We start from the raw sequence: 26,289 nt of genomic DNA on the forward strand, positions 1-26,289 counted from the left end.
GGTAGTACACTGGTCTGCGGGCTTCGCGCCCGATGTCACGATGCCCGGTGCGCACACCGGGTGGTCCTGGAGGTCTCGAGGTGGTCGATACGGCTGCCGCGGGCGACCGGGTCACCGGGATGCGCACGTGCGTGGGATGTCGGAGCAAGGCCCACCGGTCCGACCTGGTGCGCCTCGTCGTGGATCGGCGAGCCGCGGCCCCGGTCGTGGTGGTCGATCCGCGGGCGGTGATGCCGGGCCGAGGGGTCTGGCTGCACCAGCGGCCGGACTGCCTGGACCGTGCCGAGGCCCGGCGAGCGATCACGCGCGGTCTGCGTCTCACGCAGGCCGTGTCGCTCGACGAGGTACGGGCATGGTTCGATCAGCACACGTAAGACGTCGTTGATCATCGACATCAGAGAGCGGGTCAGCAGCCGATGGGCACCCGATGAGCACCGTGCGATGAACAAGCACCAGTAACGACGGTCCGGCCTGTCCCGGTTCGGACCGAGACAGGAGAAGTGTGGCCAAGGTTCGCGTCCACGAGCTCGCCAAGGAGCTCGGCGTCGACAGCAAGACGGTGATGGCGAAGCTCCAGGAGCTCGGGGAGTTCGTCAAGTCAGCGTCATCCACCATCGAGCCGCCCGTGCAGCGGCGGCTCCGCGAGGCGTTCCCGGCTCCTGCCGAGAAGCCCGCCAAGGCAGACAAGCCCGCCGAGAAGGCCGCCAAGCCGGCCCCGGCGGCACCCAAGGCACCCGCACCGGCACCCGAGGCGCCCGCGCCGCAGGCGCCGACCCCCGCCCCCGAGGCGCGCCCGGCCGAGCCGACCCCCGCGCCCAAGCCGGCGGGTCCCGCGCCCGAGCAGCCGAGCACCGAGCGTCCGGCAGCCCAGGACGGCCGCGAGAAGCAGCGCCCGACCCCGGGCCCGGCGGCCCCGCGCCCGCAGGCGCCCCGTCCGGCCGCGCGCCCGGGCAACAACCCGTTCGCCTCCTCGCAGGGCATGCCCCGGCCGGGTGGCGGCGGTGGCCCGCGCCCCGGCGGTCCCCGCCCGGGCAACAACCCCTTCGCGTCCTCGCAGGGCATGCCGCGCCCCGGTGGCAGCGGTGGCCCGCGCCCGGCGGCCCCGCGCCCCGGTGGTCCGCGCCCGACGCCGGGCATGATGCCCGACCGGTCCTCGGTCGGTCGTCCCGGCGCGCCCGCCCGTGGTGGCGGTGGCGGCGGTCGTGGCGGCGGTGGCCGCGGCGGCGGTCCCGGTGGCGGTTTCGGCGGCGGCCGTCCGGGTGGTCCCGGCGCCGGCGGTGGCTTCGGCGGCGGTCGCGGTGGCGGCCGTGGCGGTCGTGGTGGCACGCAGGGCGCGTTCGGTCGCGCCGGCGGTCGTCCGGCCCGTGGTCGCAAGAGCAAGCGCGCGAAGCGGCTCGAGTTCGAGCAGCAGGGTGCGCCGTCGCTCGGCGGCGTCACCGTCCCCCGCGGTGACGGCAACACCGTCATCCGGATCCGCGCCGGCGCCACGCTGACCGACTTCGCGGACCGCATCGACGCCAACCCGGCAAGCCTGGTGACCGTGCTGTTCCACCTCGGTGAGATGGCGACGGCGACCCAGTCGCTCGACGAGGACACCTTCCAGACGCTGGGCGCCGAGCTCGGCTACGTCATCGAGATCGTGTCCCCCGAGGAGGAGGACCGCGAGCTCCTCGAGAGCTTCGACATCGACCTCGAGGCCGAGGAGGCCGCCGAGACCGACGAGGACCGCGAGCCCCGCCCGCCGGTGGTCACCGTCATGGGTCACGTCGACCACGGAAAGACGGCGCTGCTGGACGCGATCCGGCAGACCGACGTCGCCGGGGACGAGGCCGGTGGCATCACCCAGCACATCGGTGCCTACCAGGTCCACACCCAGCACGAGGGCGAGGACCGCGCGATCACCTTCATCGACACCCCGGGTCACGAGGCGTTCACCGCCATGCGTGCGCGCGGTGCGAAGGTCACCGACATCGCGATCCTCGTGGTCGCCGCGGACGACGGCGTGATGCCGCAGACCGTCGAGGCCATCAACCACGTGCAGGCGGCCGGCGTGCCGATCGTCGTGGCGGTCAACAAGATCGACAAGGAGGGCGCGAGCCCGGACAAGATCCGTGCCCAGCTCACCGAGTACGGCCTGGTCGCCGAGGAGTACGGCGGCGACACGATGTTCGTCGACGTCTCCGCCAAGCAGCGCATCGGCATCGAGGACCTCCTCGAGGCCGTGCTGCTGACCGCCGACGCCGCCCTCGACCTGCGGGCGAACCCGGACAAGGCCGCGCGCGGTGTCGCCGTCGAGGCGAACCTCGACCGCGGTCGCGGCGCCGTCGCCACCGTGCTGGTGGAGTCGGGCACCCTGGCGGTCGGCGACTCGATCGTCGCGGGCACCGCCCACGGGCGTGTCCGTGCCATGTTCGACGAGCACGGCAACAACCTCGACGTCGCGCTCCCGGCCCGCCCGGTCCAGGTGCTCGGCCTGACGTCGGTGCCGCGCGCCGGTGACACCTTCCTGGTGGCGCCGGACGACCGGACCGCTCGCCAGATCGCCGACAAGCGCGAGGCGGCCGAGCGTGCCGCGACCCTGGCCAAGCGGCGCAAGCGCGTGTCGCTGGAGGACTTCACCCAGGCGCTCGAGGCCGGCAAGGTCGAGACCCTCAACCTCGTCATCAAGGGCGACGTCTCCGGTGCCGTCGAGGCGCTCGAGGACGCGCTGCTCAAGATCGACGTGGGCGACGAGGTCGCGCTGCGGATCATCCACCGCGGCGTCGGTGCGATCACGCAGAACGACGTCAACCTGGCGACGGTCGACAACGCCGTCATCATCGGGTTCAACGTCCGCACCGCACCCCGGGTGGCCGAGATGGCCGACCGCGAGGGCGTCGACATCAAGTACTACTCGGTCATCTACCAGGCGATCGAGGACGTCGAGGCCGCCCTCAAGGGCATGCTCAAGCCGGAGTACGAGGAGGTCGAGCTGGGCTCGGCGGAGATCCGTCAGGTGTTCCGCTCGTCCAAGTTCGGCAACATCGCCGGTTCGGTCGTGCGCTCGGGCATCATCCGCCGCAACGCCAAGGCACGGCTGCTGCGTGACGGGGTCGTCGTCAACGGCGACCTCACGATCGAGTCGCTGCGCCGCGAGAAGGACGACGTCACCGAGGTCCGCGAGGGCTTCGAGTGCGGTATCGGCCTCGGCTACCGCGACATCGCGGAGGGCGACGTGATCGAGACGTTCGAGGTCCGCGAGAAGCCGCGCGACTGAGGAGATCGCCATGTCTGACCACCCCCGGGCGCGCAAGCTCGGCGAGCGCATCCACGAGATCGTGGCGCGCATGCTCGACACCCGTGTCAAGGACCCCCGGCTCGGTTTCGTGACCGTGACCGAGGTCCGTGTGACGGGCGACCTGCAGCACGCGACGGTCTTCTACACGGTGCTCGGTGACGAGGATGAGCGTGCGGCCAGCGCGGCCGCTCTGGAGTCGGCCAAGGGCCTCATCAGGTCCGAGGTCGGCCGCCAGACCGGGGTGCGGCTGACGCCGACCCTGGAGTTCACCCTCGACGCGGTGCCGGAGACGGCGGCGCACCTCGAGGCCGCGCTGGCGGAGGCCGCCGCACGTGACGCCGAGCTCGCTCGGGCACGTGCGAACGCGGCCTACGCCGGCGAGGCGGACCCGTACCGCAAGCCGGCCGAGCGCGAGGCCGACGAGCCGGAGGAGTGAGCGGCGCCGACGGCGTCGTGCTGGTCGACAAGACGGCCGGCATGACGTCGCACGACGTCGTCGCGCGCGTGCGCCGGCTGGCCGGCACCCGCAAGGTCGGGCACGCGGGCACCCTCGACCCGATGGCGACGGGGCTGCTGCTGCTCGGCGTCAACCGGGCGACGCGGCTGCTCACGTACCTGGTGGGGCTCGACAAGACCTACCGGGCGACCGTGCGGCTCGGGCAGGGCACGGTCACCGACGACGCCGAGGGCGAGGTCACGTCCGCGCCCGGCGTTCGCGACGTCGAGGAGCAGGCGCTGCACGACGCCGTCGCCGGGCTGACCGGTGCGATCGAGCAGGTGCCGAGCGCGGTCAGCGCGATCAAGGTCGACGGCCGCCGCTCCTACGCCCGCGTCCGCGCGGGGGAGGAGGTCGAGCTCGCGGCCCGGCCGGTCACGGTGCACGCGTTCGAGGTGCTCGCGACGCGACCCGCCACCGCGGCCGACGGCACCGCCGTGCTCGACGTCGACGTCGAGGTGGTCTGCTCCAGCGGCACCTACGTGCGGGCGCTCGCGCGCGACCTCGGGGCCGCCCTCGGCTCCGCCGGGCACCTGACGGCGCTGCGTCGCACCCGCGTGGGTGCGTTCGACGTCGCCGAGGCGGCCTCGCTCGAGGCGATGGCCGACGGCGTGCCCATGCTCGACACCTCCGACGTCGCCCGGCGGGTGCTCGCCGCGCGCGAGCTCACCGAGGCCGAGACCGCCGAGGTGCGCTACGGGCGTGGCCTCGCGCCCTCGGGCCGTGACGGCGTGGTGGCCGCGTTCGCGCCCGACGGGCACGTGGTCGCGCTGCTCACCGACCGCGGCGACCGGGCGCGCCCGGTGCTGGTGCTCGACCCCGCCTGAGGGCCCGCTAGTCCGGTCGGCTCAGTCGCCCGGTGCGACGACGCCGCGGAGCACGCGGGTCGTCATGGTCGAGCCGGGCTCGATGCCCACGCCGCGCCACCAGGCCGCGAGCTCGGGGCTGCTGCTGCGCCCGACGAGGTTCGCGTACTCGCGCGAGGAGTGCGGGTGCGCTCCGGTCCAGCTGCCGGTGACGTCGATCGCGCCCTCCGGGGTGCCGCCGATCCGGGCGACCGGGTCGAACGGGTTGCGCACCGACACCACCGTGGTGCCGGGCGGCACCTCGAACGCACCGCCGCCCGCGCCGGTGGTGACGACCGACGCGATGTCGTGCCGTGCCCGCAGGTAGGGGTCGGCGACGACGTCGAGCGCGGCGAGGCTGCTCTGGCTGTGCGTCGCGAGGTGGATCGGCACGCCCGCGGGCACCTCGTCGAGCGCGGCGAGCAGGAGCCGCCGCGTGGGGCTGTCCTTGCCCGAGGCTGCGGCGACCGCGCCGTAGGCGCCCATCGGGTTGGCGCCGTCCCGGTCGAGCGACCAGTCCTGGGTGCCCGGCGCGAGCACGAGCGCGACCTGGCTGCCGTCAGGTCGGGTGACGAGGTCGACACGCACCGCGCCGTCGTGGTCGTACATGTCCGCCAGGTCGTGCAGCACGTCCGCCGGTCCGACGGGCGGGGTGTCGCGGATCGGCACCTCCTCGGTGACGTCGACGACGGCGGTGCGGTCGGCGCGGTCGTCGGCGACCCCGACGAGGCCGTCGACCAGCCGCGGCCCCGCGACGGCGCCCACGAGCGCCCCGACCGGGCCCCCGACGGCGTGACCCACCAGGCCGAGCAGCAGCCGCCCCGCGCCCCGCGCCCACCCGGCCTCGCGGGCCTCGCGCGCTGCGTGCGCCGCTGCAGCCGCGGACGTGCCCAGCGTGCCGCCGTCGGTGCTCGCGAGCTCCTGCTCCTCGGCGTCGAGGCCCGCACGGTCGGAGGCGGCGACCAGCGCGCGGCTCGCACCCCGGACCGACGGCGCGAGGCGCGTCTGCCAGTCCGCCACGAAGCGCTCCCGGTCCGGGCCGGACCAGGGCGCGGTGAGCACCGCCCGGTCGAGCCGCGTCGCCACGTCGTCGAGCGTCGCCGCGCCGTCGGCCGCGGCCCTGGCCCACGCGCGCAGCGCGCCGACGTCGGCGCCGTGGGTCACGGCGCTCACCGGAGCAGCTCCGCGACGCGACCGGCGAGGCCGTCGCCGGCGGGGACGGTGCGGATCGCGCCACGGCCGTCGGCCACCATGACGACCGCGTCGCAACCCACGCGGGCCGCCAGCGCGGCCGCGGTCTCGCCGACGCCGACGTCGGCGGCCAGCGCCGCCACCTCGACGCCGCCCGGCGCGGGGGCGACGAGCAGCACCCGGTCGCGCCCGACCGCCAGCAGCGCGACGAGCGCGTCCGACGTACCCACCGAGACGAGGGCCTCGGCACCGGTGAGGACGTCCCCGACGACGAGGTCGGCGTCGCGGGGGAGCACCTCGCCGCGCCGCTCCTGCGCGCGCCCCTCCGCCAGCAGCCGCGCGGGCACCGCGGGGTCGGGGACGGGGTCGGGCGGCAGCCCGAGCGCCGTCGCGACCAGGGTGGCGGCGGCACCCGGGCGCAGGGACAGCAACCAGGCGAGCTCCGCCGTCGTCAGGCGGGTGGCGGGGACGGTCGGCGAGGACATGGCGCCGACGCTAGGGACGCCGTCGTGGCGCCACCAGGTCACCGAGCCCGGAAGCTTCCGCCTCTTCTCTTGACGCCGATACAAACGCGATATATCGTGAGTGCGTCGTGAAAGGAGTCATCATGCGATACAACGACGTCGACCCGGGCGCAGACCCGGGCTTCGGCGCGGACGAGGACCGTCCGCGCAGCCGCCGTCCCAGCTTCGGCGAGGCGGTCGGGCCCGGGTTCGTGCCCGACCTGACCGACGACGACGAGGGTGGCGACCGCCGTCGCGGACGGCGTGGCCGCCGGCCGCGCGTGCACACCCATCACCGCGGCGGCTTCGGCCCCGCGTTCGGGCCCCCGCCGCCGATCCCGGGGCCGCCCGGATTCGGACCCGGCTTCGGCTTCGGGCCCGGCGGTCCGCGTGTCCGTCGTGGGCGAGGGCGTGGTCGCCCCCGTGGCGACGTCCGCGCCGCCATCCTGCTGCTGCTGGAGGAGGGGCCGCGTCACGGTTACCAGCTCATCCAGGACATCACCGAGCGCTCGGGCGGCACCTGGTCGCCGAGCGCAGGCTCGATCTACCCGACGCTGCAGGTGCTCGAGGACGAGGGGCTCGTGACGATCGAGCCCGTCGACGGCCGCAAGACCGCCTCGCTCACGGAGGCCGGCGGCACCTACGTCGCCGAGAACCGTGAGCGGCTCGGCACGCCGTGGCAGCAGGCCGACGGCGAGGACGACACCGGGATCGCCCTGCGCGACGCGATGCTCGGCCTCGGCGAGGCGGCCAAGCAGGTGTTCCGCGTCGGCACCGACGACCAGCAGCGTCGTGCGGTGCAGGTGGTCACCGAGGCGCGCACGTCGCTCTACCGGATCCTCGCCGAGGACCCCGGCGGCGACGAGGGCTGAGCCCAGACGCAGGACGGCCGCCCGGTTGACCGGGCGGCCGTTCTCTCCTAGCGTGAGAAAACGATTACTCACCGCGCGAAGGAGCGAGGCGTGCCGCTGGCCGGACCGACCACCCCCACGCGTCCGGGCGCGCGCCGCACGGTCGCCTGCACCGCGGTCGCGGCGACGCTGCTCGCCCTCGCCGCCTGCACCTCGTCGTCGGAGCCCGCCATGCCGCCACCGCAGGACCCCCACGCACCAACCTCGACCTTCTTCGCCACGGTCGACGTCCCGGCCCACTCGACCGTGCGCACCGACAGCGACGGCGACCTGTGGCCCTCGGCGTGGGCCGACGACGGCGCCCTGTACACCGCCAACGGCGACGGGCGCGGGTTCTCGACGACGGCGCCGTGGGCCGACATCGTCGTCAACCGCGTCGAGGGCACGCCCGAGACCGGGCTGACCGGCGAGCGGCTCGCGGCGGGGCACCTCGTGGCGCCGATCTGGACCGACGCCCACCAGTACAACCGCAAGCCGACCGGGATGGTCGCCGTCGACGGCGACGGCGACGGTCGCGACGAGCTCTACCTCGCCGTCCAGGACCTGCGGAAGCCACCCTCCCAGCACGCGTTCAACGACGCCCCGGCGGCCACGATCGTGCGCTCCGACGACTACGGCCGCACCTGGACCTGGCCCGAGGACGGGCCGATGTTCGACGACTACGTGTTCACGACCGTGATGTTCCTCGACCTCGGGCAGAGCAACGGGCTCGCCGGCGTCGTCGAGCCGGGCGGCGAGGACTTCGTCTACGCGTACGGCCTCGACAACAACTGGCGCGACTCCTTCACCGACGTCGTGCCGGACCCGGTGGACCTCTACCTCGCGCGCGTCCCGGCCGCGGCGATCCAGGACCGGTCCGCCTGGCAGTTCTTCGCGGGCACCGACGGCGAGGCTCCGGTCTGGTCGGACGACGTCGCCGACCGGCAGCCGGTGCTGCACGACGAGCGGCGCGTCTACCCGACGCTCACCGTCGACGGGCCGTGGGACTCGACGGTGGTCGCGCAGGGCGGTGTCGTCTACGACGCCCCGATCGACCGGTACCTGTACACGTCCTGGACCGAGTTCACCTGGGAGCTCTACGAGTCGCCCACGCCGTGGGGGCCGTGGACGCTGTTCGAGCACAAGGACTTCGGCCCCTACCCCTGGTACGGGCAGGACAACCCGGACGGCTGGGTCAACGGCGGGTACGCCGTCACGACGCCGTCGAAGTTCATCTCCGACGACGGCCTGCGGCTGTGGGCGCAGGCGAACTGGTTCGTCGGTGCGGCCACGCCCGAGGAGGTGACGACCTACCACTTCGCGCTGCGACCGCTCACGCTCACCCTCGCCGACCCCGACGCCGAGCCGTTCGAGGCCGAGCGCGGCACCGATCTCGCGCAACCGGGCTCCGGCAGCGGGGCCGTCCTGGTCGCGACCCACGCCCACCTCGGCCGCCTCGACGCCGTCGTCGACGGCGACCCGGGCACCCACGCCTCGTCCTGGAACGCCTCGATCAAGGACCGCGACGAGTGGGGAGTCGTGTGGCCGCAGCCGGTGACGATCGACCGGGTCGTCCTCACGCCGGGGCCCACCGACGACGACGGCGGCTGGTTCGAGGGCGCGCCGGCGCTCGAGGTGCGGCAGGACGGCGCCTGGGTGCCGCTCGCGGGGGTGCGCGTCAGCCCCGCCTACCCCGAGGCTGGCCCCGGTGACGCCGACCGCTACACGTTCTCGTTCGACGCCGTCACGGTCGACGGCGTCCGGCTCGCCGGTGCGCCCGGCGGCAGCGCGCGGTACACGACGGTCGCCGCGCTGGAGGTGCTCGCCGCGGGCTGACCGGTGCACGGCCGCACCCATCCTGATTCGGAACGACACCCGCGGTGGTGGCACTCTTGTCAGCGGTCCGACCGTCGAGGAGCCGAGGGAGATGGTGCACGTGCAGGTCTGGCACGGGATCGAGGAGGTGCCCGACGACCTGCGCGCCAGCGTCGCCACGATCGGCAACTTCGACGGCGTCCACCTCGGGCACCGCTCCGTGCTCGGCGTGACGATCGCCGCCGCCCGCGCCACCGGGGCGCTCGCGGTCGCCGTCACGTTCGACCCGCACCCCGCCGCCGTGCACCGCCCCGACGACTCCCCGGTGCTGCTCACCGGGCTGGAGGACCGGCTCGCGCTGCTGGCCGAGACGGGCCTCGACGCCACCCTGGTCATCCGCTACGACCTCGCGTTCGCCGCGCAGACGCCCCGGGAGTTCGTCTCGCGCTACCTGGTCGACGCGCTGCACGTGCGGCGCGTCGTCGTCGGCGAGGACATCCGCTTCGGCCGCGACAACGCGGGCGATCGCGAGACCATGCGCGCGCTGGGGGAGGAGCTGGGGTTCGCGGTCGACATCGTCCACGACATCGAGGCCGCGGGGACCCGGCGGCGGTGGTCCTCGACCTGGGTGCGCGAGCTGCTCGCCGCGGGCGACGTCGAGCAGGCGCAGGCCGTGCTCGGCCGCCCGCACCGGATGCGCGGCGTCGTCGTGCACGGCGAGGCCCGCGGCCGCGAGCTCGGGTTCCCGACGGCGAACCTGTCGCCCGCCTCCTCGGGCACCGTCCCCGCCGACGGCGTCTACGCCGGCTGGCTGTGGCGACGCTTCGGCCGCGCCGACGCCGAGCAGCTGCCCGCCGCGATCTCGGTCGGCACCAACCCGACGTTCGACGGCGAGGTGCGCCAGGTGGAGGCGCACGTGCTGGGCCGCACCGACCTCGACCTCTACGACGAGGAGGTCGTCGTCGAGTTCACCCACCACCTGCGGCCGACGCTGCGGTACGAGGGCATCGAGCCGCTGATCGCCCAGATGCACGCCGACGTCGAGCGCGCGGCCGAGCTGCTCGGCGTCGCTCGGCCGCTCGCGTGAGGCGGCTGCGCCGGCCGCGCCGCCGGTGCCGCGGCGCTGTGACCCGCGCCACCGCGGCCGCGATCTCGGGGCCCGTGCGCGTGCTGATAGTCTGAACCTCGCCGTGTGAATCGGCCGCGGTCTTGTCATGCCCGGGTGAACGTGCCCCGGCGCTCCGCGCAACGAGTGACGAAGGAGAGCCAGTGGCCCTGGATCCCGCAGTGAAGAAGCAGATCATCGCCGAGTACGCGACCCACCCGGGCGACACCGGCTCCCCCGAGGTGCAGGTCGCGCTGCTGACGCGGCGCATCAAGGACCTGACCGAGCACTTCAAGGAGCACAAGCACGACCACCACAGCCGTCGTGGTCTGCTGCTCCTCGTCGGTCAGCGTCGCCGCCTCCTCGGTTACCTGCGCAGCATCGACATCGAGCGCTACCGCTCGCTCATCGAGCGGCTCGGCCTGCGCCGATAGCGCTCCGCCGGCCCGGACCCGCTGGGTCCGGGCCGGTACTCATGTCCGGCACCAGCCGGGCAGCAGAACAACTCAACAACCCACGAACCCCCGGCCCCGCTGGTCCTCGGTAGTGGCTCCCGGAACGGCACGCCGTCCGTGAGCCTCGATCGATGACCAGGTGAAGCCGCGGGCCGAACCACGAAGGAGGGCACCCATGGAGGGTCCCGAGATCCAGTTCGCCGAGGCCGTCATCGACAACGGCTCCTTCGGCACGCGCACCGTCCGCTTCGAGACCGGTCGGCTGGCCAAGCAGGCCGGCGGAGCCGTCGCCGTCTACCTCGACGAGGAGACGATGGTGCTGTCGACGACCACCGCGGGCAAGCACCCGCGCGAGGGCTTCGACTTCTTCCCCCTGACCGTCGACGTCGAGGAGCGCCAGTACGCCGCGGGCAAGATCCCCGGCTCGTTCTTCCGTCGCGAGGGCCGTCCCTCGACCGAGGCGATCCTGGCCTGCCGCCTGATCGACCGCCCGCTGCGCCCGCTCTTCGTCAAGGGCCTGCGCAACGAGGTGCAGGTCGTCGAGACCGTGCTCTCGGTCCACCCCGACGACGCCTACGACGTCGTCGCGATCAACGGCGCCTCGATCTCCACCCAGATCTCCGGCCTGCCGTTCTCCGGCCCGGTCGGCGCCGTCCGCATCGCGCTGATCGACGGCCAGTGGGTCGCGTTCCCGCGCTACTCCGAGCTGGAGCGCGCCGTCTTCTCGATGGTCGTCGCCGGCCGGATCGTCGGTGACGACGTCGCGATCGCGATGATCGAGGCCGAGGCCACCGACAACGCCTGGACGCTCATCAAGGAGCAGGGCGCCACCGCCCCGACCGAGGAGGTCGTCGCCGAGGGTCTCGAGGCCGCCAAGGCCCCGATCCGCGTGCTGGCGCAGGCGCAGATCGACCTCGCTGGCCGCGTCGCGAAGGACGTGCAGGAGTTCCCGCTGTTCCCGGACTACGCCGACGACGCCTACGCCGCCGTCGAGGGCCACGTCACGCAGGCCCTCGAGGAGGCCCTGTCGATCGCGGGCAAGCAGGAGCGCGAGAACCGCCTCGACGAGATCAAGGACGAGATGGTCGCCGCGCTGCAGGCCCGCTTCGAGGGTCGCGAGAAGGAGCTCACCGCCGCCTACCGCAGCGTGCAGAAGAAGCTCATCCGCCGCCGCATCATCTCCGACGGCTTCCGCATCGACGGCCGTGGCCTGCGCGACATCCGCACGCTGTCCGCCGAGGTCGAGGTCATCCCGCGAGTGCACGGCTCGGCGCTGTTCGAGCGCGGCGAGACCCAGATCCTGGGTGTCACCACGCTGAACATGCTCAAGATGGAGCAGCAGCTCGACACGCTGTCGCCGCAGACGCGCAAGCGCTACATGCACAACTACAACTTCCCGCCCTACTCGACCGGTGAGACCGGTCGCGTGGGCTCGCCCAAGCGCCGCGAGATCGGCCACGGCGCGCTCGCCGAGCGCGCGATCGTGCCGGTGCTGCCGACGCGCGAGGAGTTCCCCTACGCGATCCGTCAGGTGAGCGAGGCGCTGGGCTCCAACGGCTCGACCTCGATGGGCTCGGTCTGCGCCTCGACGCTGTCGCTGCTCAACGCCGGTGTGCCGCTGCGCGCCCCGGTCGCGGGCATCGCGATGGGTCTGGTCAGCGAGACGATCGACGGCGAGACCAAGTACGCCGCCCTCACCGACATCCTCGGTGCGGAGGACGCCTTCGGCGACATGGACTTCAAGGTCGCCGGCACCCGCGAGTTCGTCACGGCGATCCAGCTCGACACCAAGCTCGACGGCATCCCGGCGCACGTGCTCGGCTCGGCGCTGACCCAGGCCAAGGAGGCCCGCCTCCACATCCTCGACGTCATGGCCGAGGCCATCGACGCCCCGGACGAGATGGCCCCGACGGCGCCGCGCGTCATCACGGTCAAGGTGCCGGTCGACAAGATCGGCGAGGTCATCGGCCCCAAGGGCAAGATGATCAACCAGATCCAGGACGACACCGGCGCCGACATCTCGATCGAGGACGACGGCACCGTGTTCATCGGCGCGACCGACGGCCCGTCGGCCGAGGCGGCGCGGCAGGCGATCAACGCGATCGCCAACCCGCACATGCCCGAGGTCGGCGAGCGGTTCGTCGGCACGGTCGTCAAGACCACCTCCTTCGGCGCGTTCGTCTCGCTCACGCCCGGCAAGGACGGCCTGCTGCACATCAGCCAGGTCCGTCGCCTCGTCGGCGGCAAGCGGATCGACGCGGTCGAGGACGTGCTCAGCGTGGGCCAGAAGGTCCAGGTCGAGCTCGCCGAGATCGACCCGCGCGGGAAGCTCTCGCTGCACGCGGTCGTCGAGGAGGACGAGGCCGGTGACGGCGGGGCGGACGCCCCGGCCGACCAGTCGGTCGACGCCTGAGGCAGCCGAGGCCTGTGCCTGAGCTGATCCTCGGCCCGGCGGGGGAGCCGGGCACCGAGCTGACGATCGAGGCCGGCGACGGGTCCGGGACGGTGCGACGCTCCGTCCTGCCCGGCGGCATCCGGGTGCTGACGGAGGCCATGCCTGCGCAGCGCTCGGCGTCGATCGGCGCGTGGGTGGCCGTCGGCTCGCGGGACGAGCACGACGGCCACCACGGCTCGACGCACTTCCTCGAGCACCTGCTGTTCAAGGGGACGCCGCGCCGGACCGCGATGGACATCGCGTCCGCGTTCGACGCCGTCGGCGGCGAGGCCAACGCCGCGACCGGCAAGGAGCACACCTGCTACTACGCGCGGGTGCTCGACGCCGACCTGCCGATGGCGACCGACGTCATCCTCGACATGGTGACCTCCGCGCTGCTCGACGCCGACGAGCTGGAGAGCGAGCGCGGGGTCATCCTCGAGGAGCTCGCCATGAACGAGGACGACCCGACCGACGTCGCGCACGAGCGCTTCGCCGAGGCCGTCTTCGGGCAGCACGCGCTGGGTCGCCCGATCGGCGGTACCGCCGAGACGATCCAGGCGGTGCCGCGCGACGCCGTGCTCGCGCACTACCGACGCACCTACGTGCCGAGCGAGCTGGTCATCACCGCCGCGGGCGGCGTCGACCACGACGCGCTGTGCGCGCAGGTGCTCGACGCCGTCACGACCGGCGGCTGGGAGCTGCCCGGTGGTGCGCTGCCGGCGGCGCGCCGTCACCCCGGTGAGCTCAAGGGCATCCCGGGCAGCGGGTCGGCGCTGACCGTCTCGCGGCCCACCGAGCAGGCGAACGTCCTGCTCGGCGGGCTCGGGCTGGTCGCCAACGACGAGCGCCGGTTCACGATGACCGTGCTCAACGCGGTGCTGGGCGGTTCGATGAGCTCCCGGCTGTTCCAGGAGGTGCGCGAGAAGCGCGGCCTGGCCTACTCGGTCTACTCGTTCTCCTCCGGCTACACCGACGCGGGGCTCTTCGGCCTCTACGCCGGGTGCGCGCCGAGCAAGGTGGGCGACGTCGTCGCGATCCTCGACGACCAGCTGCGGCTGCTGGCGGACGAGCCGGTCGACGCCGAGGAGCTCGCGCGCGGCATCGGCCAGGTGTGCGGCGGGCTCGTGCTCGGCCTGGAGGACTCCGGCTCGCGGATGTCACGGCTCGGGCGCGCCGAGATCACGCTGGGCGAGCTGACGACCGTCGAGGACAACCTCGACCGGATCCGCGCCGTCACCGCCGAGGACGTCCGCGCGCTGGCGGCCGACCTGGTGGCGCAGCCGCGCCACCTCGTCGTCGTCGGTCCGTTCGACGACGACGTCGCCGCGCGGCTGCTGCCCGCCTGAGGCACCGAGCCGCCGGGCGCGGCGATAGCCAGGCGTCATAGCAGCTATTGCTGCGCACGTCGGGGACGGGCGCAGGCGTCCTGCGGCTCCGCGGCGGGAGGTGCACGGGTAGCCTCTCCGGGTCGAAACGTTCCGACTCGAGAGCGGACACGTGGCGTGACCGTCACCTCCACGCACGGCGCGCCGAGCGCGCCCCGGCCGTCCCTGCGGCGTCGTGCTGTCGCCGCCTACCCGGTGCTCGGTCGCCGTGGCTACCGCCGGTACGCGGCGACGATCGCGATCGTGAACACCTCCGGATGGATGCAGCGCATCGCGCAGGACTGGCTCGTGCTGGAGCTGACCGGCAGCGTCGCGATGGTCGGCCTGACCGTGGCCCTGCAGCTCGGACCGATCCTGTTCCTCGGCATGTGGGGCGGCGTGCTGGCGGACCGCCGCTCCAAGCGCCGCCTGCTGATGCTCTCCCACGCTGTAGGCGGCACCGCCTCGCTGACGCTGGCCGTGCTGGTGCTCGGGGGCTGGGTCGCGGGCTGGCACGTGCTGCTGGCCGCGCTGGTGCTCGGACTCGTCACGGCCGTCGACGTGCCGACCCGGGAGGCGTTCCTGCCGGAGGTCGCGGGCACGGCGAACGTGCGCCAGGCGGTCGCGCTCAACACGACGATCCTCCAGTGCGGAGCGCTCCTCGGCCCCGCGCTCGCTGGTGTGAGCATCGCGCTGCTGGGCAACGCGCCTGCGTTCGTCACCAACGCCGTCGCTCAGGTGGTCGCGGTGCTGCTCCTCGCCCGCATCGAGCCGGCCGGCCTGGAGACCGTGCCGCGGCTCGAGCGCTCCCGCGGGCAGCTCGTCGAGGCCGCCAGGTACGCCCGCGCCACGCCGCACGTCCTGTGGCCGGTCGTGCTGATCGGGTTCGTGTCGATCACGGGCATCAACCTCGCCACCGTGCTGGCCGCCTACGCCGACGACGTGCTGCGGTCGGGGGCGAGCGGGTACAGCCAGCTCACGGCCGCGGTGGCGGCGGGCGCGGTGCTGGGCTCGATCTGCGCAGGACGCTGGGGGCAGCCCGGTCTGCGCCGTCTCGTCTACCTGGTGCTGGGTGTGGCACTGCTGCTACTGGTCGCGTCGCGGCTGAGCGCGGCGCCGGGTCTGCTTGTCGTGATGGCTGCGTTCGGGTTCGTGGCGAACGTCTACCTCGTGGGGAGCATGTCGCTCGTCCAGGCGAGCGTGTGGCCGCACCTGCGCGGTCGTGTGCTCGCGCTCTACACACTCGTCTGCGTCGCGGCGCAGGCCGCGTCGGGGCTGCTCGTCGGTGCCGTCGCGCAGGCCCACGGCGCCCCGGCGGCGATGGTCGTCAGCGCTGCGGGGCCGCTGACGGGTGCGGTCGTCGTCGGCCTGTGCCTCGCGCGCCTGCGCGGGCTGCGCCCGACCCTGGTGCTGCGGGACCGGCCGGGCCGGGGATGGGTCTACATCCGGCCCGTGGCCGCCTCCACGGCCGTGGACGCCGGGTCCTCGCTCGTGCTCAGCCGCCCGACCGGTGACGGATGATCGCCGTGCTCAGCGCCTCGATCGGGCCGCGCTCCGAGAGCGGGTTGGCGAGCAGCGTGATGTCGACGTCGCCCAGCGCCGGCAGGTCCGGACCGGGCGGGAGCACCACCAGGTCCGCGGGCACCAGCGACGCCGGGAACGGCGCGACGCCGATGCCGGCGCGGACGGCGGCGAGCACGCCGTTGACCTCGAGCACCTTGCAGGTGATCCGCCAGCTGCGGTCGGCCTCGGCGAGCACCCGGGTGGCGGTGAGCCGGCTGAGCGAGGGCGCCGAGTAGGCCACCAGGGGGATCGGCTCGTCCGGGCTGATCCGCGTGCCCGGGGCGCCGATCCACACGAGCGGGTCGCGGCGCACCAGGGTTCCGGTCGTCGTCCCGGGCGCCTCCTTGACGAACACGAGGTCGAGCTGGTTGGCGTCGAGACGGCGGCGCAGCATCGACGTCTGCCCGACCGTGAGCTCCAGTTGCACCGACGGGTGGAGCTGGCGGAACGCGCGCAGCACGCTCGGCAGCTGGGCGAGGGCGAGGTCGTCCGCCGCGCCGAACCGCAGCCGGCCGGTCATGGTGGGGGAGGCGAAGTACGCCTCGGCGTCGGAGTGCGCGGCGAGGATCGTCCGTGCGAAGCCGGCCATCGCCTCGCCGTGCTCGGTGAGCGCGACCGAGTGCGTGTCGCGCACGAGCAGCTGCCGGCCGCACTTCTCCTCGAGCCGCTTGATCTGCTGGCTCACGCTCGGCTGGCTGACCTCCAGCAGCTGGGCGGCGCGCGTGAAGCTGAGCGTCGACGCGACGGCGAGGAAGGTGCGCAGGTGCTGCGGCTCGAACACGGTGACCCCGCTAGACGTGGCGATCATCACGCCGAGTGATGACGCCTATAGGGCGGATAAGGGGAGACGAACGTCATCCTGCCAGGTACCGTCGTAGGTCGAAACGTTACGACACTCTTCGAGACCAGGACACCGTGACCGTCGCCGCCCGCCCCCGACTCGATCTCTCCCGCATCGCCTCCGCACCCGGCCGCACGCTGCTGCGGACCTTCCCGTCGCTGCACGTGCCGAACTACCGGCTCTACGTCGCCTCGCAGCTGCTGACCAACCCGCTCGGGTGGATGCAGCGCATCGCCCAGGACTGGCTGATCCTCCAGCTGTCCGGGAACGTCGCGCTCGTCGGTCTGACCGTCACGCTCCAGATGGGCCCGATGCTGCTGTTCGGGCTGTGGGGCGGCATGCTGGCCGACCGCTACGACAAGCGGAAGATCCTCATGGTCACGCAGTCGCTGTTCGCGGCGACCGCGCTCGGCCTCGGGCTGCTGGTCGTCACCGGGCTCGTGCAGCCGTGGCACATCCTCGTGAGCGCGTTCGTGCTGGGGCTCGCGATCGTGGCCGACAACCCGGCCCGGCAGGCGTTCGTCGTCGAGGTCGCGGGCGGTGACAACCTCCGCAACGCGATCAGCCTCAACTCGACCGTGTTCCAGATGGGCGGGCTCGTCGGGCCCGCGCTCGCCGGCGTCAGCATCGCCGCGATCGGCGAGGGTCCCTCGTTCCTGCTCAACTCCGCGGCCGGCGTCGTCGCCGTGAGCCTGCTGGCGCGGATGGACCCGAGCCGGCTCCGGGCGGCGCCGCGCGTGCCGCGCGACCGCGGCCAGCTGCGCGCAGGGCTCCAGCACATCCTCGACCGTCCGGTCATCCTGTGGACGATCGTGCTCATCGGGTTCGTCGCGCTCACCGGCATCAACCTCGCGACGGTCCTCACCGCCTACGCCGACCGGGTCTTCGGGTCCGGCGCGGGTGGCTACGGGCTGCTCAGCGCCTCGCTCGCCACCGGCGCCGTCATCGGCTCGGTGGCCTCGACGCGGCGCGTGCGCGTGGGCCTGCGCCAGCTGGTCTACCTCGCGCTCGGAGTGGGCCTGCTGCAGCTGGCGGCGGCGCTCACGGGGGCGCAGGTGCTGTTCGCGCTGGTGCTGGTCGCCGTCGGTGCCGTGACGCTGCTCTACCTCACGGGCGGCAACACCCTCATCCAGACGACGGTCGACCCGCAGATGCGCGGCCGCGTGATGGCGGTCTACGTCATGGTGCTGTTCGGCGCGCAGGCGGCCTCGGGCACGCTGATCGGGTTCGTCGCCGACCACTGGGGCGCCCAGGCCGCGATGCTCGCGACCGCGAGCGGTCCGCTGCTCGGCGCCCTCGTCGTCGGCTCGCTGCTCGCGCACCGCCGCCGGCTGCGCCCGGTCGTGATCCTGCACGACCGCCCCGGCCGGGGCTTCCTGTACGTGCAGCCGCGCGACCTCCACCGCGCCGCCTGAGGCACGGCGTCGACCGTCGACGACGGCCCACGTGGCGTTCGCCACATGGGCAGATCGACCGGTCGCGTGACGTCGGCGGCGGGGCGGCGCGTTGTTAGCCTTGCGCGCCGTGACGTCGTCTCCCGACCAGCCCCAGCGCCCGATCGCTCCGCTCGGTCACTTCATCTTCCTGTCGCGCTGGCTGCAGGCCCCGCTGTACCTCGGCCTCATCGTCGCCCAGGTCGTCTACGTCTGGCAGTTCATGGTGGAGCTGTGGCACCTCATCCACGAGGTGATCCTGCACCCCGGTGACATGAACGAGGCCACGACGATGCTGGCCGTCCTCGGGCTCGTCGACGTCGTGATGATCTCCAACCTGCTCATCATGGTGATCGTCGGCGGCTACGAGACCTTCGTGTCCCGGCTGCGGATCGACGGCCACCCCGACCAGCCGGAGTGGCTGAGCCACGTCAACGCCAACGTCCTCAAGACGAAGCTGGCGATGAGCATCGTCGGCATCTCCTCGATCCACCTGCTGCGGACGTTCATCGCCTCGGGGCAGGTCATCGACGGGATCGAGCCGCCCACCGAGACCGACATGCTGTGGCAGACGCTCATCCACCTGGCCTTCATCGTCTCCGCGGTCGCGCTCGCCTGGATCGACCGCATGTCGCTGACGGCGCACCAGCGCGCCGCCAACGCCCGCGCGGAGGCCGAGGTGCCGCTCGGGCGCTGAGCGTGCGACGGAGTGACCGCGCCCGGCCCCGTCCTCAGGGCGACCTCGTAGCGCCGTGCCGATCTCGTACGGTGCGCGGTACGAGGTCGGTACGTGGGTACGAGCTCGTGCGCGGTGGACATGGACGCACCGCTGGCCGCGTGTGGCGCTAGCGTGCGCTCATGCCGATCTACGTCGTGGAGCTCGCGTTCGACCAGGACGACGACTACCGCCTCTCGGTGCGCCCGGCGCACCGGACCTACCTCGCCGGCCTGCACGCCACGGGTGCGCTGCGGATGGCGGGACCGCTGGCCGACGGCAGCGGGGCGCTGCTGGTCTACGACGTCGCCGACCGTGCGGCGCTCGACGACGTGCTCGCCGACGACCCGTACTTCGCCGGTGCGCAGCCGGCGGCGTCGGTCACGAGCGTGCGCGAGTGGGCCGTGCTCGACCTCGGCGAGGCCGGCGCGACCGGCTAGCGCGAGCCGGTCGCTGGGCCGAGTCCTCAGTCGAGGAGCGCGTCGAGCCCGAGCGTCAGCCCGCGGCGGTGGACGACGCGGCGCACGGCGAGCAGCACGCCGGGCATGAAGGAGCTGCGGTCGAAGGAGTCGGTGCGGATCGTCAGCAGCTCGCCGGGGTTGCCGAGCAGGATCTCCTCGTGCGCCACGAGCCCGCGGAGCCGGACCGCGTGCACGGGGACGCCGTCGACGCTGGCGCCGCGCGCGCCGTCGAGCCCCGAGGTGGTGGCGTCGGGCCCGGGCGGCACGTCCGCCTCGCGCCGCGCGGCCGCGATCGCCCGCGCGGTGTGGATCGCGGTGCCGGACGGCGCGTCGACCTTCTCGGGGTGGTGCAGCTCGACGACCTCGACGCTGTCGAACCAGCGCGCCGCCTGCGCGGCGAACCGCATGGCGAGCACGGCGGAGAGCGCGAAGTTCGGGGCGACCACCACGCCGAGGGGTGTGTCGGCCAGCCGGTCGCGCACACGCTGCAGGGCGTCGTCGTGCCACCCGGTCGTGCCGACGACGGCGTGCATCCCGGCGTCGAGGAGGGCGTGCACGTTCGCCTCGGCGGCGTCGGGCACCGTGAAGTCGACGCCGACATCGGCCGCACCGGCGAGGTCGCCGATGTCGTCCCCGACGTCGAGCCGCGCGACGAGCTCCAGGTCGTCGGCCTTCTCGACGGCGTCGCACACCGTCCGTCCCATGCGCCCCTCGGCGCCGATCACCGCGACCCGCAGACCAGCCATGTCGCCACGATAGGGCGGTCCGCCGCGAGGTGTGGTCGGCGTCCGGAGGGTGGTGGGGGAGCGCACGCGCCGCTCGTGGCCAGATGTCAGTGGTGCCTGGCAGCGTGCTCGCATGGATGTTCTACCGCTCGGTCTGACCGGTGACGGTGCGCTGCGCGCGGCCGTCGCCGCGGACCGGGAGGTGACGCGGATGGAGGGTGCGCGGCTCGACCACCTCGCGCAGTACCTCCTCGAGGCGGCGCAGGCGTGGGTGCCGCCGCGGGTCTCGGTCCCGGGGGGCGAGGAGCTCGTCGCGCTCGGTGGGCCGGGTGCTCCGCGCGTGCCGGAGCTCACGGTCTGCGAGGTGGCGGCCGCGCTGGCGCTCGGTCAGCCTGCCGCGACGAGCCTGTGCGCCGACGTGCTCGACCTGTCGTGCCGGCTGCCGCGAGTCGCAGCGGCGGTGCGCTGCGGCGACCTGCCGTTCGCGCGCGCCCGCGTGATCGCGCGGCGCACCCGCGAGCTCAGCGCCGAGCAGGCGGGCCTCGTCGACGCCCGGCTCGTGCAGGCTCGGCACACCGGGCGCGGTCCGCTCCCCGTCGTGGCGCTGGTGCCGACCAGCCGGCTCAGGGCGCTCGTCGACCAGGCGGTGCTCACAGTGCGTGGGCCGCAGACGGCGGAGGAGGCCGAGGCGGCCGTCGCGGCCTCGCTGTACGTCGACGTCGTGCACGAGGCGGGTGGTGCGACCGACCTCGCGGCGCGCCTCGCTGCCGGCGACGCGGCGAGGCTCGACGCCCGCCTGAGCGAGATCGCGGGATGGCTGGCGGACGTCGGCGACGACCGCCCGTGCGCGGTGCTGCGAGCGGTCGCGCTCGGACTGCTCGCCGATCCCGCGTTGCTCGACGCGCTCCACGAGGTGCGTCGCGACCGCGTCGTCGACGAGCAGGGGAGAAGCGGCTCGAGCGGGGCGAGCGACCGTCGCGCCGGGGACGTGCACGCGACCGCGCCTGACGACGGGGACCGGAGCCACGTCCAGGGGAGAGCGTGCGGTGCAGCCGGCGCCGCCGGGCTGCCGCCGGCGCTGCTGGACGGGCTGGTCCGCTCGCGGTCGACCGTGCTGTACGTCCACCTCGATCGCGCCAGCGGGACGTGGTGCGAGGAGCGCGCTGGTGCGTTGAGCCCGGCGCAGGCGCGCGAGATCGTGGGGCACTCGGCCGTGACCGTCAGGCCCGTGCTCGATCTCGCCGAACCGCTGACGTACACCGGCTACGTGGCGCCGCCGCGACTGCGCGAGCAGCTCGCGCTGCTGAACGCCGGCTACTGTACGTTCCCGTTCTGCCAGCGTCGCGCCCGAGCCGCCGATGTCGACCACCGCACCCCGTACCGCGTCACTCGGACCACCAGCACGCTCGGCACGCACAAGCTCTGCCGCAAGCACCACCGCGCCAAGGACAAGGGCGGCTGGCGGGTCGCAAGCCCAGCGCCGGGGATCTGGCTGTGGCGCTCACCCGCGGGCGCGTGCTGGCTCGTCACGAACGGCGTCACCGCACCGCTCAACGGGATCCACGACCCCGTCGGCATCGGCGGACGGGCTGTCGACGCGTCCGAGCTGCCGGGCTCGCACCCGCCCACCCGCGCATCGCGCGGCTCGGTGACGAGCAGCGATCGCACGGCGCCGTGCGACCCCGGCCCCACCGCCGCTCAGGAGGTAGCCGTTCGAGGGAGCAGCTGGCACGACGTCACCGTCGGGTTCGTCGACACGGGGTGAGGACGCCCCGGGTGTGCACCCGGACGCCTCGGCAGACGTGCCCGGCACCACGCACCGCCCGCCGGGCCGACGTGCTCGACCTCGACACGGGGTGAGGACGCCCCGGGTGTGCACCCGGACGCCTCGGCAGACGTGCCCGGCACCACGCACCGCCCGCCGGGCCGACGTGCTCGACCTCGATCAGGTGCGTCGCCGACTCGCGCGACCAGCCTGAGGAGCTCGCGCGGCCCGCGCGGTCTGGCCGCCCGCGGCCCGTGACCGAGGGCACGCCGAGCTCAGCCCTCCGGGGGCTCGGACCCCTCGGCACGCTGAGCGGCGCGCAGCCGCTCCTCCTCGGCGCGCACCCGTGCGAACCGCTCGCGCTCCTCGACGAGCCACGGCGGCGGGTTGCGCCGGAGCTCGTCGATCTGCTCGGTCGTGAGGGCCTCGTCGACCCCGCCGCGCGCCAGGCCGGAGATCGAGACCCCCAGCCGGCCCGCCACGACGGGTCGGGGGTGCGGGCCGTTGCGACGCAGCTCGGTCAGCCACTCCGGCGGGTTCTCCTGCAGCTCCCGCAGCTCCTCGCGGCTGATGCCGCCGGCGCGGAACTCCTCCGGCGTCGCGGGCAGGTACACGCCCAGCTTCTTCGCCGCCGTCGCGGGCTTCATCGCCCGTGGCGAGGGCTCGGGCCTGGCGGAGTCCGTGGTCATGGCCCCCAGCGTAGAGCGCGGCAGCGGCCCGCCCGCCTACCCTGGCGAGGTGGACGAGCCCGCGACGAGCGACCCGACCCGGCCCGGCGCACCGTTCCGGCTCGGGTTCGTGCCGGGAGCCACGCCGGCGAAGTGGGCCCGCACGTGGCGCGCCCGCCACCCGGGGACACCGCTGGAGCTCGTGCCCCTGCCTGCGGCCGACGCCGAGCGTGCGGTCGTCGACGGCGCGCTCGACGCCGCGATCCTCCGGCTGCCGGTCGACCGCGACGTCCTGCACGCCATCCCGCTCTACGTCGAGGAGCCGGTCGTCGTCGTGCCGCGCGACCACCTGCTCGCCGCGCTCGACGAGGACGAGGCCGTCACGCCGGCCGACCTCGCCGACGAGATCGTGCTGCAGCCCGCCGACGACGTCCTGCCCTGGCGAGGCCGTCCCGGCGCCGAGGACGACGCCGTCGACCCGCCCGGCCGGCCGCCGCTGGAGACACCCGCGACGACGGTCGACGCGATCGCCCTCGTCGCCGCCGGCATCGGCGTCGCCGTCGTGCCCCGCTCGCTCGCGCGGCTCCACCACCGCAAGGACACCGCGGTCCGCACGCTCGCAGGCGGCCCCGGTGCGCCCGTCGGGCTGGCCTGGGCCATCGCGCGCGAGGACGAGCGCACCGAGGACCTCGTCGGCATCGTGCGCGGCCGCACCGTCAACAGCTCGCGCGGGCGGCGCGAGCCCACGGCGCCAGCGGCGCCCGCCGCGACGAGCACGCCCCGCCGCACCCAGCAGGACCGCACCCAGCAGGGTCGGGGCGGCGCGCGCCGCACCTCGCCGCCTCGCCGAGGTCGGCGCCGGCGCTGACGCCGTCGGGTCCCGTCAGCCGATCCGCTGCGGCACGACCACGATCGGCACCGTGAAGTCGGCCGCGTAGGTCTCGAGATCACCGAACATCGCCGCCGCCCGCTCCAGGTACTTGTCGCGGAACTCCGGGTTCTCGGCGGCGCCCGACTCCTCGGGAGCCACCCGCGCCTCGCCGCGCCCCACCACGAGGTTGCGGCCGAGGTCGCTGACGTCGAGCGCGAACGACACCCGCGGGTTCGTCTCCAGGTGGCGCAGCCGCCTCGACCCGGGCCGGCTGTAGACCAGCAGCGTGCCGTCGGCACGGTGCAGGAACCACACCGGTGCGGTCCAGGGCTGACCGTGGCGGTCGACCGTCGTCAGCCACGCGACGAGGTTGGTCCGCAGCCGGGTGCGCACCCGGTCCGCGTCGTCGCCCGTGGCGGGCGGCAGCACCGGCCTGCTCACGCCAGCGGCTCCAGCCACGCCGCCGCCGACGCCGCCACGGCGTCCATCGCGGCCAGGTAGGCGACGGGACCCAGGCTGATGCGCCGGGCACCGGACGCCGCGAGCTGCTGGGCCTGCTCGCGCGTCGACACCATGACGTTGACCGGCAGGGCCGAGCGCTCCACGACCCGTGCCACCAGCGCCGGGTCGAGCAGCCCCGGCACGAAGAACGACTCCGCGCCCGCCGAGGCGTACGCGTGGGCCCGCTCGACCGCCTCGTCGACGAGCCCGGCGTGCTCGGCCTCCGGCGTGGTGAGGAACAGGTCGGTCCGCGCGTTGACGAGCAGCGCACCCTCCGCGCCCTCGACGACGGCGGCCACGCGCTCCGCGGCCTCGGTCGCCTCACGCAGCCCGTTCGGGGTGCCGTCCTCCAGGTTGACGCCGACGGCGCCGCTCGCCACCACGTCGCGCGCGACTCCGCGCAGGTCGTCCAGGTCCGCGGCGTAGCCGCGCTCGAGGTCGATCGACAGCGGCAGCCCCGTGGCGGCCGCGGTCGCCCGCGCCAGCGCCAGCAGCTCCGTCACGGCGAGGTGCTCGCCGTCCTCGCGGCCACGCGCGGCCGCCACCGCCCAGCTGCTCGTCGCCACGGCGGCCGCGCCGGCGCGTGCGACGGCCAGCGCCGAGCCCACGTCCCAGCAGTTGACGAGCACGAGGGGAGCGGCGGCGTGGTGCAGGGCACGGAAGCGCTCCAGCCGGGCGGTGCGGGTCGTGCGGGTGAGCGTCTCGGTCATCGTGGCTCCTCGGGAGGTCGGCGGTCCTGGCCAGCCTGGCGGGACCCACCGACACCCTCAACGATTCGGCGACAGCCGTATCCTCGTGGGGTGCTCGCGACCCTCGCGCTCGACCCCGCCGCCGTGCTGCAGGCGCGGTTCGCCACCTCGCCGGTGTGGGAGGCGGCCGCCGCGACGCGCGTCCTCGCCCAGGGCGCGCACACCTTCCACGGCACCTGGGTGGCGCAGACGCGTGCCGCGCTGCGCCGCACCGCCACCGCGCTGCCCACGCTCGACCTGCTCGTACCGCCCTCGGGCCACATGGCGGACCTGCTCACACCCGCCCCGACCGGGCGCGCCGCCACGCTCGAGGACGACCTGGCCCGCATCCGCGCCACGCCCGTGGAGCTGGTGCTGGAGGATCTCGAGCACCTCGCGCGCTCGACCCGCTCGCCCGAGCGACGTCGCGCGCTGGCGGAGGCCGCACGCGACCCGGGCGCCCTGCTCGAGGCCGCCTGCACCGAGCTCGCCGCGCTGTGGCGGCTCTGCCTCGCCCCGGCCTGGCCGCGGCTGCAGGCGCTCGCCGACGCCGACATCGCGCACCGCGGTCGCCGCGTCGCCGAGGTCGGCGTCGCCCGCGCCCTCAGCGAGCTGCACCCGCGGCTGCGCGTCGACGGCGACGCCGTGACGATCCGCACCGCCTGCCTCGACGAGCCGCTCGAGGCGGTGCCGACCGAGCTCGTGCTCGTGCCGTGCGTGTTCACATGGCCGGACCCGCTCGTGCTCAACCATCGCGCGCACCCGCTGACGATCGCCTATGCCCCGCGCGGCGTCGGCACGCTCTGGCAGACGAGCGCGGCAGCCGACGGCCTCGCCGGGCTCACCGGCGGCACCCGGGCGCACGCGCTGCGGCTGCTCGACATCCCGATGACGACGTCGCAGCTCGCCGAGCAGCTCGCGCTCACGCCGGCCACGGTCAGCGAGCACCTGCAGATCCTGGCGCGGGCAGGCGTGGTCCGCGCCGAGCGGCAGGGGCGCCGGGTCTACTACGCGCGCACGCCGCTGGGCGACGGGCTGGTGACGGGTGCCGTCGCCGGCGTGCCCGCCTGAGACCGCCGGTCGCCCCTCACAGGGCCGCGCCCCACGCCTCCTCGGTCACCTGCGTGCCCAGCACGTCGAGCGTGCGGCGCAGACCCGACGGCGCCAGCCCGGCCGAGCGCAGGAACTCGCCTCGCCGCTCGTCGGAGGTGAGCACCCAGGTCCGGATGGCCGCGGCGTTGGTCTGGCGCAGCACGTCGGCGCACGCCGCGAGCAGCCGCGAGCCGTGGCCGTCGCCGCGACGCGCCGGGCTGACCTCCAGCGCCACCACCTCACCGGTCGTCGGCGCGTCGGGCGCGGGCGCGAGCGCCGCGAACCCGACGACCACCGGACCCGCGCACGCGGTGAACATCCGGTGCTTGGCCGACGGCGGCTGCGTGAGCGCCGCGTGCCACGTGGCCTGCATCGCGTCGACGTCGAGCGACGCCAGCGCCTCCGCCGGCAGCACGTCGACGTAGGCGTCGCGCCAGGCGGCCGCCTGGATCGCCGCGATCGCGTGGGCGTCCTCGGCGATGCCGGGGCGGACGCTGACGTCGGCGGTAGGGCCGTGCCCGTGGCTGTGGCTGTGGTTCACCCCGCCA

The 26,289-nt window shown here is 74.2% G+C and carries 25 protein-coding genes; 17 read left to right on the top strand and 8 right to left on the bottom strand.

Features of this window, described 5'->3' with window-relative positions:
* The first annotated feature begins 119 nt into the window (after positions 1-119).
* The 4 genes from GPA02_RS14740 (at position 120) to truB (ending at position 4,600) form a co-directional block, all read left to right on the top strand.
* On the top strand, positions 120-374 hold the full coding sequence (locus tag GPA02_RS14740) for a YlxR family protein (RefSeq protein ID WP_204986637.1): 255 nt from the start codon (positions 120-122) through the stop codon (positions 372-374).
* A 128-nt stretch (positions 375-502) separates the two neighbouring features.
* Entirely contained in the window at positions 503-3,256 is a 2,754-nt protein-coding gene (gene infB / locus GPA02_RS14745; protein ID WP_156200988.1) for a translation initiation factor IF-2, read from the top strand.
* Between the two features lie 10 nt (positions 3,257-3,266).
* Complete coding sequence (gene rbfA, locus GPA02_RS14750; RefSeq protein WP_156200990.1) at positions 3,267-3,713, top strand: 30S ribosome-binding factor RbfA; 447 nt, start codon at positions 3,267-3,269, stop codon at positions 3,711-3,713.
* Positions 3,710-4,600 (top strand): tRNA pseudouridine(55) synthase TruB, encoded by an 891-nt coding sequence (gene truB, locus GPA02_RS14755; RefSeq protein WP_156200992.1) that lies wholly within the window; start codon positions 3,710-3,712, stop codon positions 4,598-4,600. Before rbfA ends, truB begins: the two co-directional genes overlap by 4 nt.
* Positions 4,601-4,621: 21 nt before the next feature.
* Here the strand turns inward: truB and GPA02_RS14760 are convergent, their stop codons facing one another.
* Positions 4,622-5,791: a hypothetical protein gene (locus tag GPA02_RS14760; protein ID WP_156200994.1), complete on the bottom strand. Its 1,170-nt coding sequence runs from the start codon at positions 5,789-5,791 to the stop codon at positions 4,622-4,624.
* On the bottom strand, positions 5,788-6,294 hold the full coding sequence (locus GPA02_RS14765; RefSeq protein ID WP_156200996.1) for a hypothetical protein: 507 nt from the start codon (positions 6,292-6,294) through the stop codon (positions 5,788-5,790). Before GPA02_RS14765 ends, GPA02_RS14760 begins: the two co-directional genes overlap by 4 nt.
* 122 nt (positions 6,295-6,416) lie before the next feature.
* Between GPA02_RS14765 and GPA02_RS14770 the strand changes: the two genes are divergently transcribed.
* From GPA02_RS14770 to GPA02_RS14800, 7 genes are all read left to right on the top strand, one after another.
* Positions 6,417-7,184, top strand: coding sequence for a PadR family transcriptional regulator (locus GPA02_RS14770; protein WP_156200998.1), 768 nt, complete (start codon positions 6,417-6,419; stop codon positions 7,182-7,184).
* A gap of 90 nt (positions 7,185-7,274) precedes the next feature.
* On the top strand, positions 7,275-9,038 hold the full coding sequence (locus tag GPA02_RS14775) for a DUF4185 domain-containing protein (protein WP_204986633.1): 1,764 nt from the start codon (positions 7,275-7,277) through the stop codon (positions 9,036-9,038).
* A gap of 100 nt (positions 9,039-9,138) precedes the next feature.
* Positions 9,139-10,104, top strand: a complete 966-nt coding sequence (locus GPA02_RS14780) for a bifunctional riboflavin kinase/FAD synthetase (RefSeq protein ID WP_420809365.1) — start codon at positions 9,139-9,141, stop codon at positions 10,102-10,104.
* Between the two features lie 182 nt (positions 10,105-10,286).
* On the top strand, positions 10,287-10,556 hold the full coding sequence (rpsO, locus tag GPA02_RS14785) for a 30S ribosomal protein S15 (protein ID WP_156201002.1): 270 nt from the start codon (positions 10,287-10,289) through the stop codon (positions 10,554-10,556).
* A 196-nt stretch (positions 10,557-10,752) separates the two neighbouring features.
* Positions 10,753-12,990 carry a polyribonucleotide nucleotidyltransferase gene (locus GPA02_RS14790; RefSeq protein WP_156201004.1) on the top strand — a complete coding sequence of 746 codons (2,238 nt, stop codon included), beginning with the start codon at positions 10,753-10,755 and terminating at the stop codon, positions 12,988-12,990.
* A 14-nt stretch (positions 12,991-13,004) separates the two neighbouring features.
* The gene (locus GPA02_RS14795; RefSeq protein WP_156201006.1) at positions 13,005-14,360 is read left to right on the top strand and encodes a M16 family metallopeptidase; all 1,356 of its coding nucleotides are present in this window, start codon (positions 13,005-13,007) and stop codon (positions 14,358-14,360) included.
* A gap of 156 nt (positions 14,361-14,516) precedes the next feature.
* Positions 14,517-15,899, top strand: coding sequence for an MFS transporter (locus GPA02_RS14800; RefSeq protein WP_156201008.1), 1,383 nt, complete (start codon positions 14,517-14,519; stop codon positions 15,897-15,899).
* Here GPA02_RS14800 and GPA02_RS14805 read toward each other — a convergent pair.
* Positions 15,874-16,722: a LysR substrate-binding domain-containing protein gene (locus tag GPA02_RS14805; RefSeq protein WP_156201096.1), complete on the bottom strand. Its 849-nt coding sequence runs from the start codon at positions 16,720-16,722 to the stop codon at positions 15,874-15,876. The two genes, GPA02_RS14800 and GPA02_RS14805, sit on opposite strands and share 26 nt — an antisense overlap.
* A gap of 134 nt (positions 16,723-16,856) precedes the next feature.
* On the opposite strand from GPA02_RS14805, the gene GPA02_RS14810 reads away from it, so the two are divergent.
* The 3 genes from GPA02_RS14810 (at position 16,857) to GPA02_RS14820 (ending at position 19,370) form a co-directional block, all read left to right on the top strand.
* Positions 16,857-18,197 (top strand): MFS transporter, encoded by a 1,341-nt coding sequence (locus tag GPA02_RS14810; protein WP_162457794.1) that lies wholly within the window; start codon positions 16,857-16,859, stop codon positions 18,195-18,197.
* Positions 18,198-18,306: 109 nt separating this feature from the next.
* Complete coding sequence (locus GPA02_RS14815) at positions 18,307-18,912, top strand: TIGR00645 family protein (protein WP_204986634.1); 606 nt, start codon at positions 18,307-18,309, stop codon at positions 18,910-18,912.
* A gap of 161 nt (positions 18,913-19,073) precedes the next feature.
* A complete protein-coding gene (locus GPA02_RS14820) occupies positions 19,074-19,370 on the top strand; it encodes a YciI family protein (RefSeq protein ID WP_156201014.1) in 297 nt (98 codons plus the stop codon).
* A 26-nt stretch (positions 19,371-19,396) separates the two neighbouring features.
* On the opposite strand, the gene dapB is transcribed toward GPA02_RS14820, so the two are convergent.
* A complete protein-coding gene (gene dapB, locus GPA02_RS14825) occupies positions 19,397-20,137 on the bottom strand; it encodes a 4-hydroxy-tetrahydrodipicolinate reductase (RefSeq protein WP_156201016.1) in 741 nt (246 codons plus the stop codon).
* Positions 20,138-20,249: 112 nt separating this feature from the next.
* On the opposite strand from dapB, the gene GPA02_RS14830 reads away from it, so the two are divergent.
* Positions 20,250-21,881 (top strand): DUF222 domain-containing protein, encoded by a 1,632-nt coding sequence (locus GPA02_RS14830; protein ID WP_156201018.1) that lies wholly within the window; start codon positions 20,250-20,252, stop codon positions 21,879-21,881.
* A 275-nt stretch (positions 21,882-22,156) separates the two neighbouring features.
* Here the strand turns inward: GPA02_RS14830 and GPA02_RS14835 are convergent, their stop codons facing one another.
* Positions 22,157-22,570, bottom strand: coding sequence for a DUF5997 family protein (locus GPA02_RS14835; RefSeq protein WP_156201020.1), 414 nt, complete (start codon positions 22,568-22,570; stop codon positions 22,157-22,159).
* 49 nt (positions 22,571-22,619) lie between these two features.
* Between GPA02_RS14835 and GPA02_RS14840 the strand changes: the two genes are divergently transcribed.
* Positions 22,620-23,417 (top strand): LysR family transcriptional regulator substrate-binding protein, encoded by a 798-nt coding sequence (locus tag GPA02_RS14840; protein ID WP_240134072.1) that lies wholly within the window; start codon positions 22,620-22,622, stop codon positions 23,415-23,417.
* Positions 23,418-23,432: 15 nt separating this feature from the next.
* Here the strand turns inward: GPA02_RS14840 and GPA02_RS14845 are convergent, their stop codons facing one another.
* Together GPA02_RS14845 and GPA02_RS14850 are read right to left on the bottom strand one after the other, a co-directional pair.
* Positions 23,433-23,861, bottom strand: coding sequence for a pyridoxamine 5'-phosphate oxidase family protein (locus GPA02_RS14845; protein ID WP_162457795.1), 429 nt, complete (start codon positions 23,859-23,861; stop codon positions 23,433-23,435).
* Entirely contained in the window at positions 23,858-24,631 is a 774-nt protein-coding gene (locus GPA02_RS14850; protein WP_156201028.1) for an isocitrate lyase/PEP mutase family protein, read from the bottom strand. Before GPA02_RS14850 ends, GPA02_RS14845 begins: the two co-directional genes overlap by 4 nt.
* Before the next feature lie 90 nt (positions 24,632-24,721).
* Between GPA02_RS14850 and GPA02_RS14855 the strand changes: the two genes are divergently transcribed.
* Entirely contained in the window at positions 24,722-25,720 is a 999-nt protein-coding gene (locus tag GPA02_RS14855) for a DUF5937 family protein (RefSeq protein ID WP_156201031.1), read from the top strand.
* A gap of 16 nt (positions 25,721-25,736) precedes the next feature.
* On the opposite strand, the gene GPA02_RS14860 is transcribed toward GPA02_RS14855, so the two are convergent.
* Positions 25,737-26,282, bottom strand: coding sequence for a GNAT family N-acetyltransferase (locus GPA02_RS14860; RefSeq protein ID WP_156201034.1), 546 nt, complete (start codon positions 26,280-26,282; stop codon positions 25,737-25,739).
* Positions 26,283-26,289: the final 7 nt, after the last annotated feature.

The sequence above is a fragment of the Actinotalea caeni genome, from assembly GCF_009733795.1.
Classification (GTDB): Bacteria; Actinomycetota; Actinomycetes; order Actinomycetales; family Beutenbergiaceae; genus Pseudactinotalea; species Pseudactinotalea caeni.

Bases quoted from the DNA above. Each gene is read 5' to 3' on its own strand.
- GPA02_RS14740 (WP_204986637.1), top strand. From the start codon at position 120: ATGCGCACGTGCGTGGGATGTCGGAGCAAGGCCCACCGGTCCGACCTG.
- rbfA (WP_156200990.1), top strand. From the start codon at position 3,267: ATGTCTGACCACCCCCGGGCGCGCAAGCTCGGCGAGCGCATCCACGAG.
- GPA02_RS14765 (WP_156200996.1), bottom strand. From the start codon at position 6,294: ATGTCCTCGCCGACCGTCCCCGCCACCCGCCTGACGACGGCGGAGCTC.
- GPA02_RS14770 (WP_156200998.1), top strand. From the start codon at position 6,417: ATGCGATACAACGACGTCGACCCGGGCGCAGACCCGGGCTTCGGCGCG.
- GPA02_RS14790 (WP_156201004.1), top strand. From the start codon at position 10,753: ATGGAGGGTCCCGAGATCCAGTTCGCCGAGGCCGTCATCGACAACGGC.
- GPA02_RS14820 (WP_156201014.1), top strand. From the start codon at position 19,074: ATGCCGATCTACGTCGTGGAGCTCGCGTTCGACCAGGACGACGACTAC.
- dapB (WP_156201016.1), bottom strand. From the start codon at position 20,137: ATGGCTGGTCTGCGGGTCGCGGTGATCGGCGCCGAGGGGCGCATGGGA.
- GPA02_RS14830 (WP_156201018.1), top strand. From the start codon at position 20,250: ATGGATGTTCTACCGCTCGGTCTGACCGGTGACGGTGCGCTGCGCGCG.
- GPA02_RS14835 (WP_156201020.1), bottom strand. From the start codon at position 22,570: ATGACCACGGACTCCGCCAGGCCCGAGCCCTCGCCACGGGCGATGAAG.
- GPA02_RS14850 (WP_156201028.1), bottom strand. From the start codon at position 24,631: ATGACCGAGACGCTCACCCGCACGACCCGCACCGCCCGGCTGGAGCGC.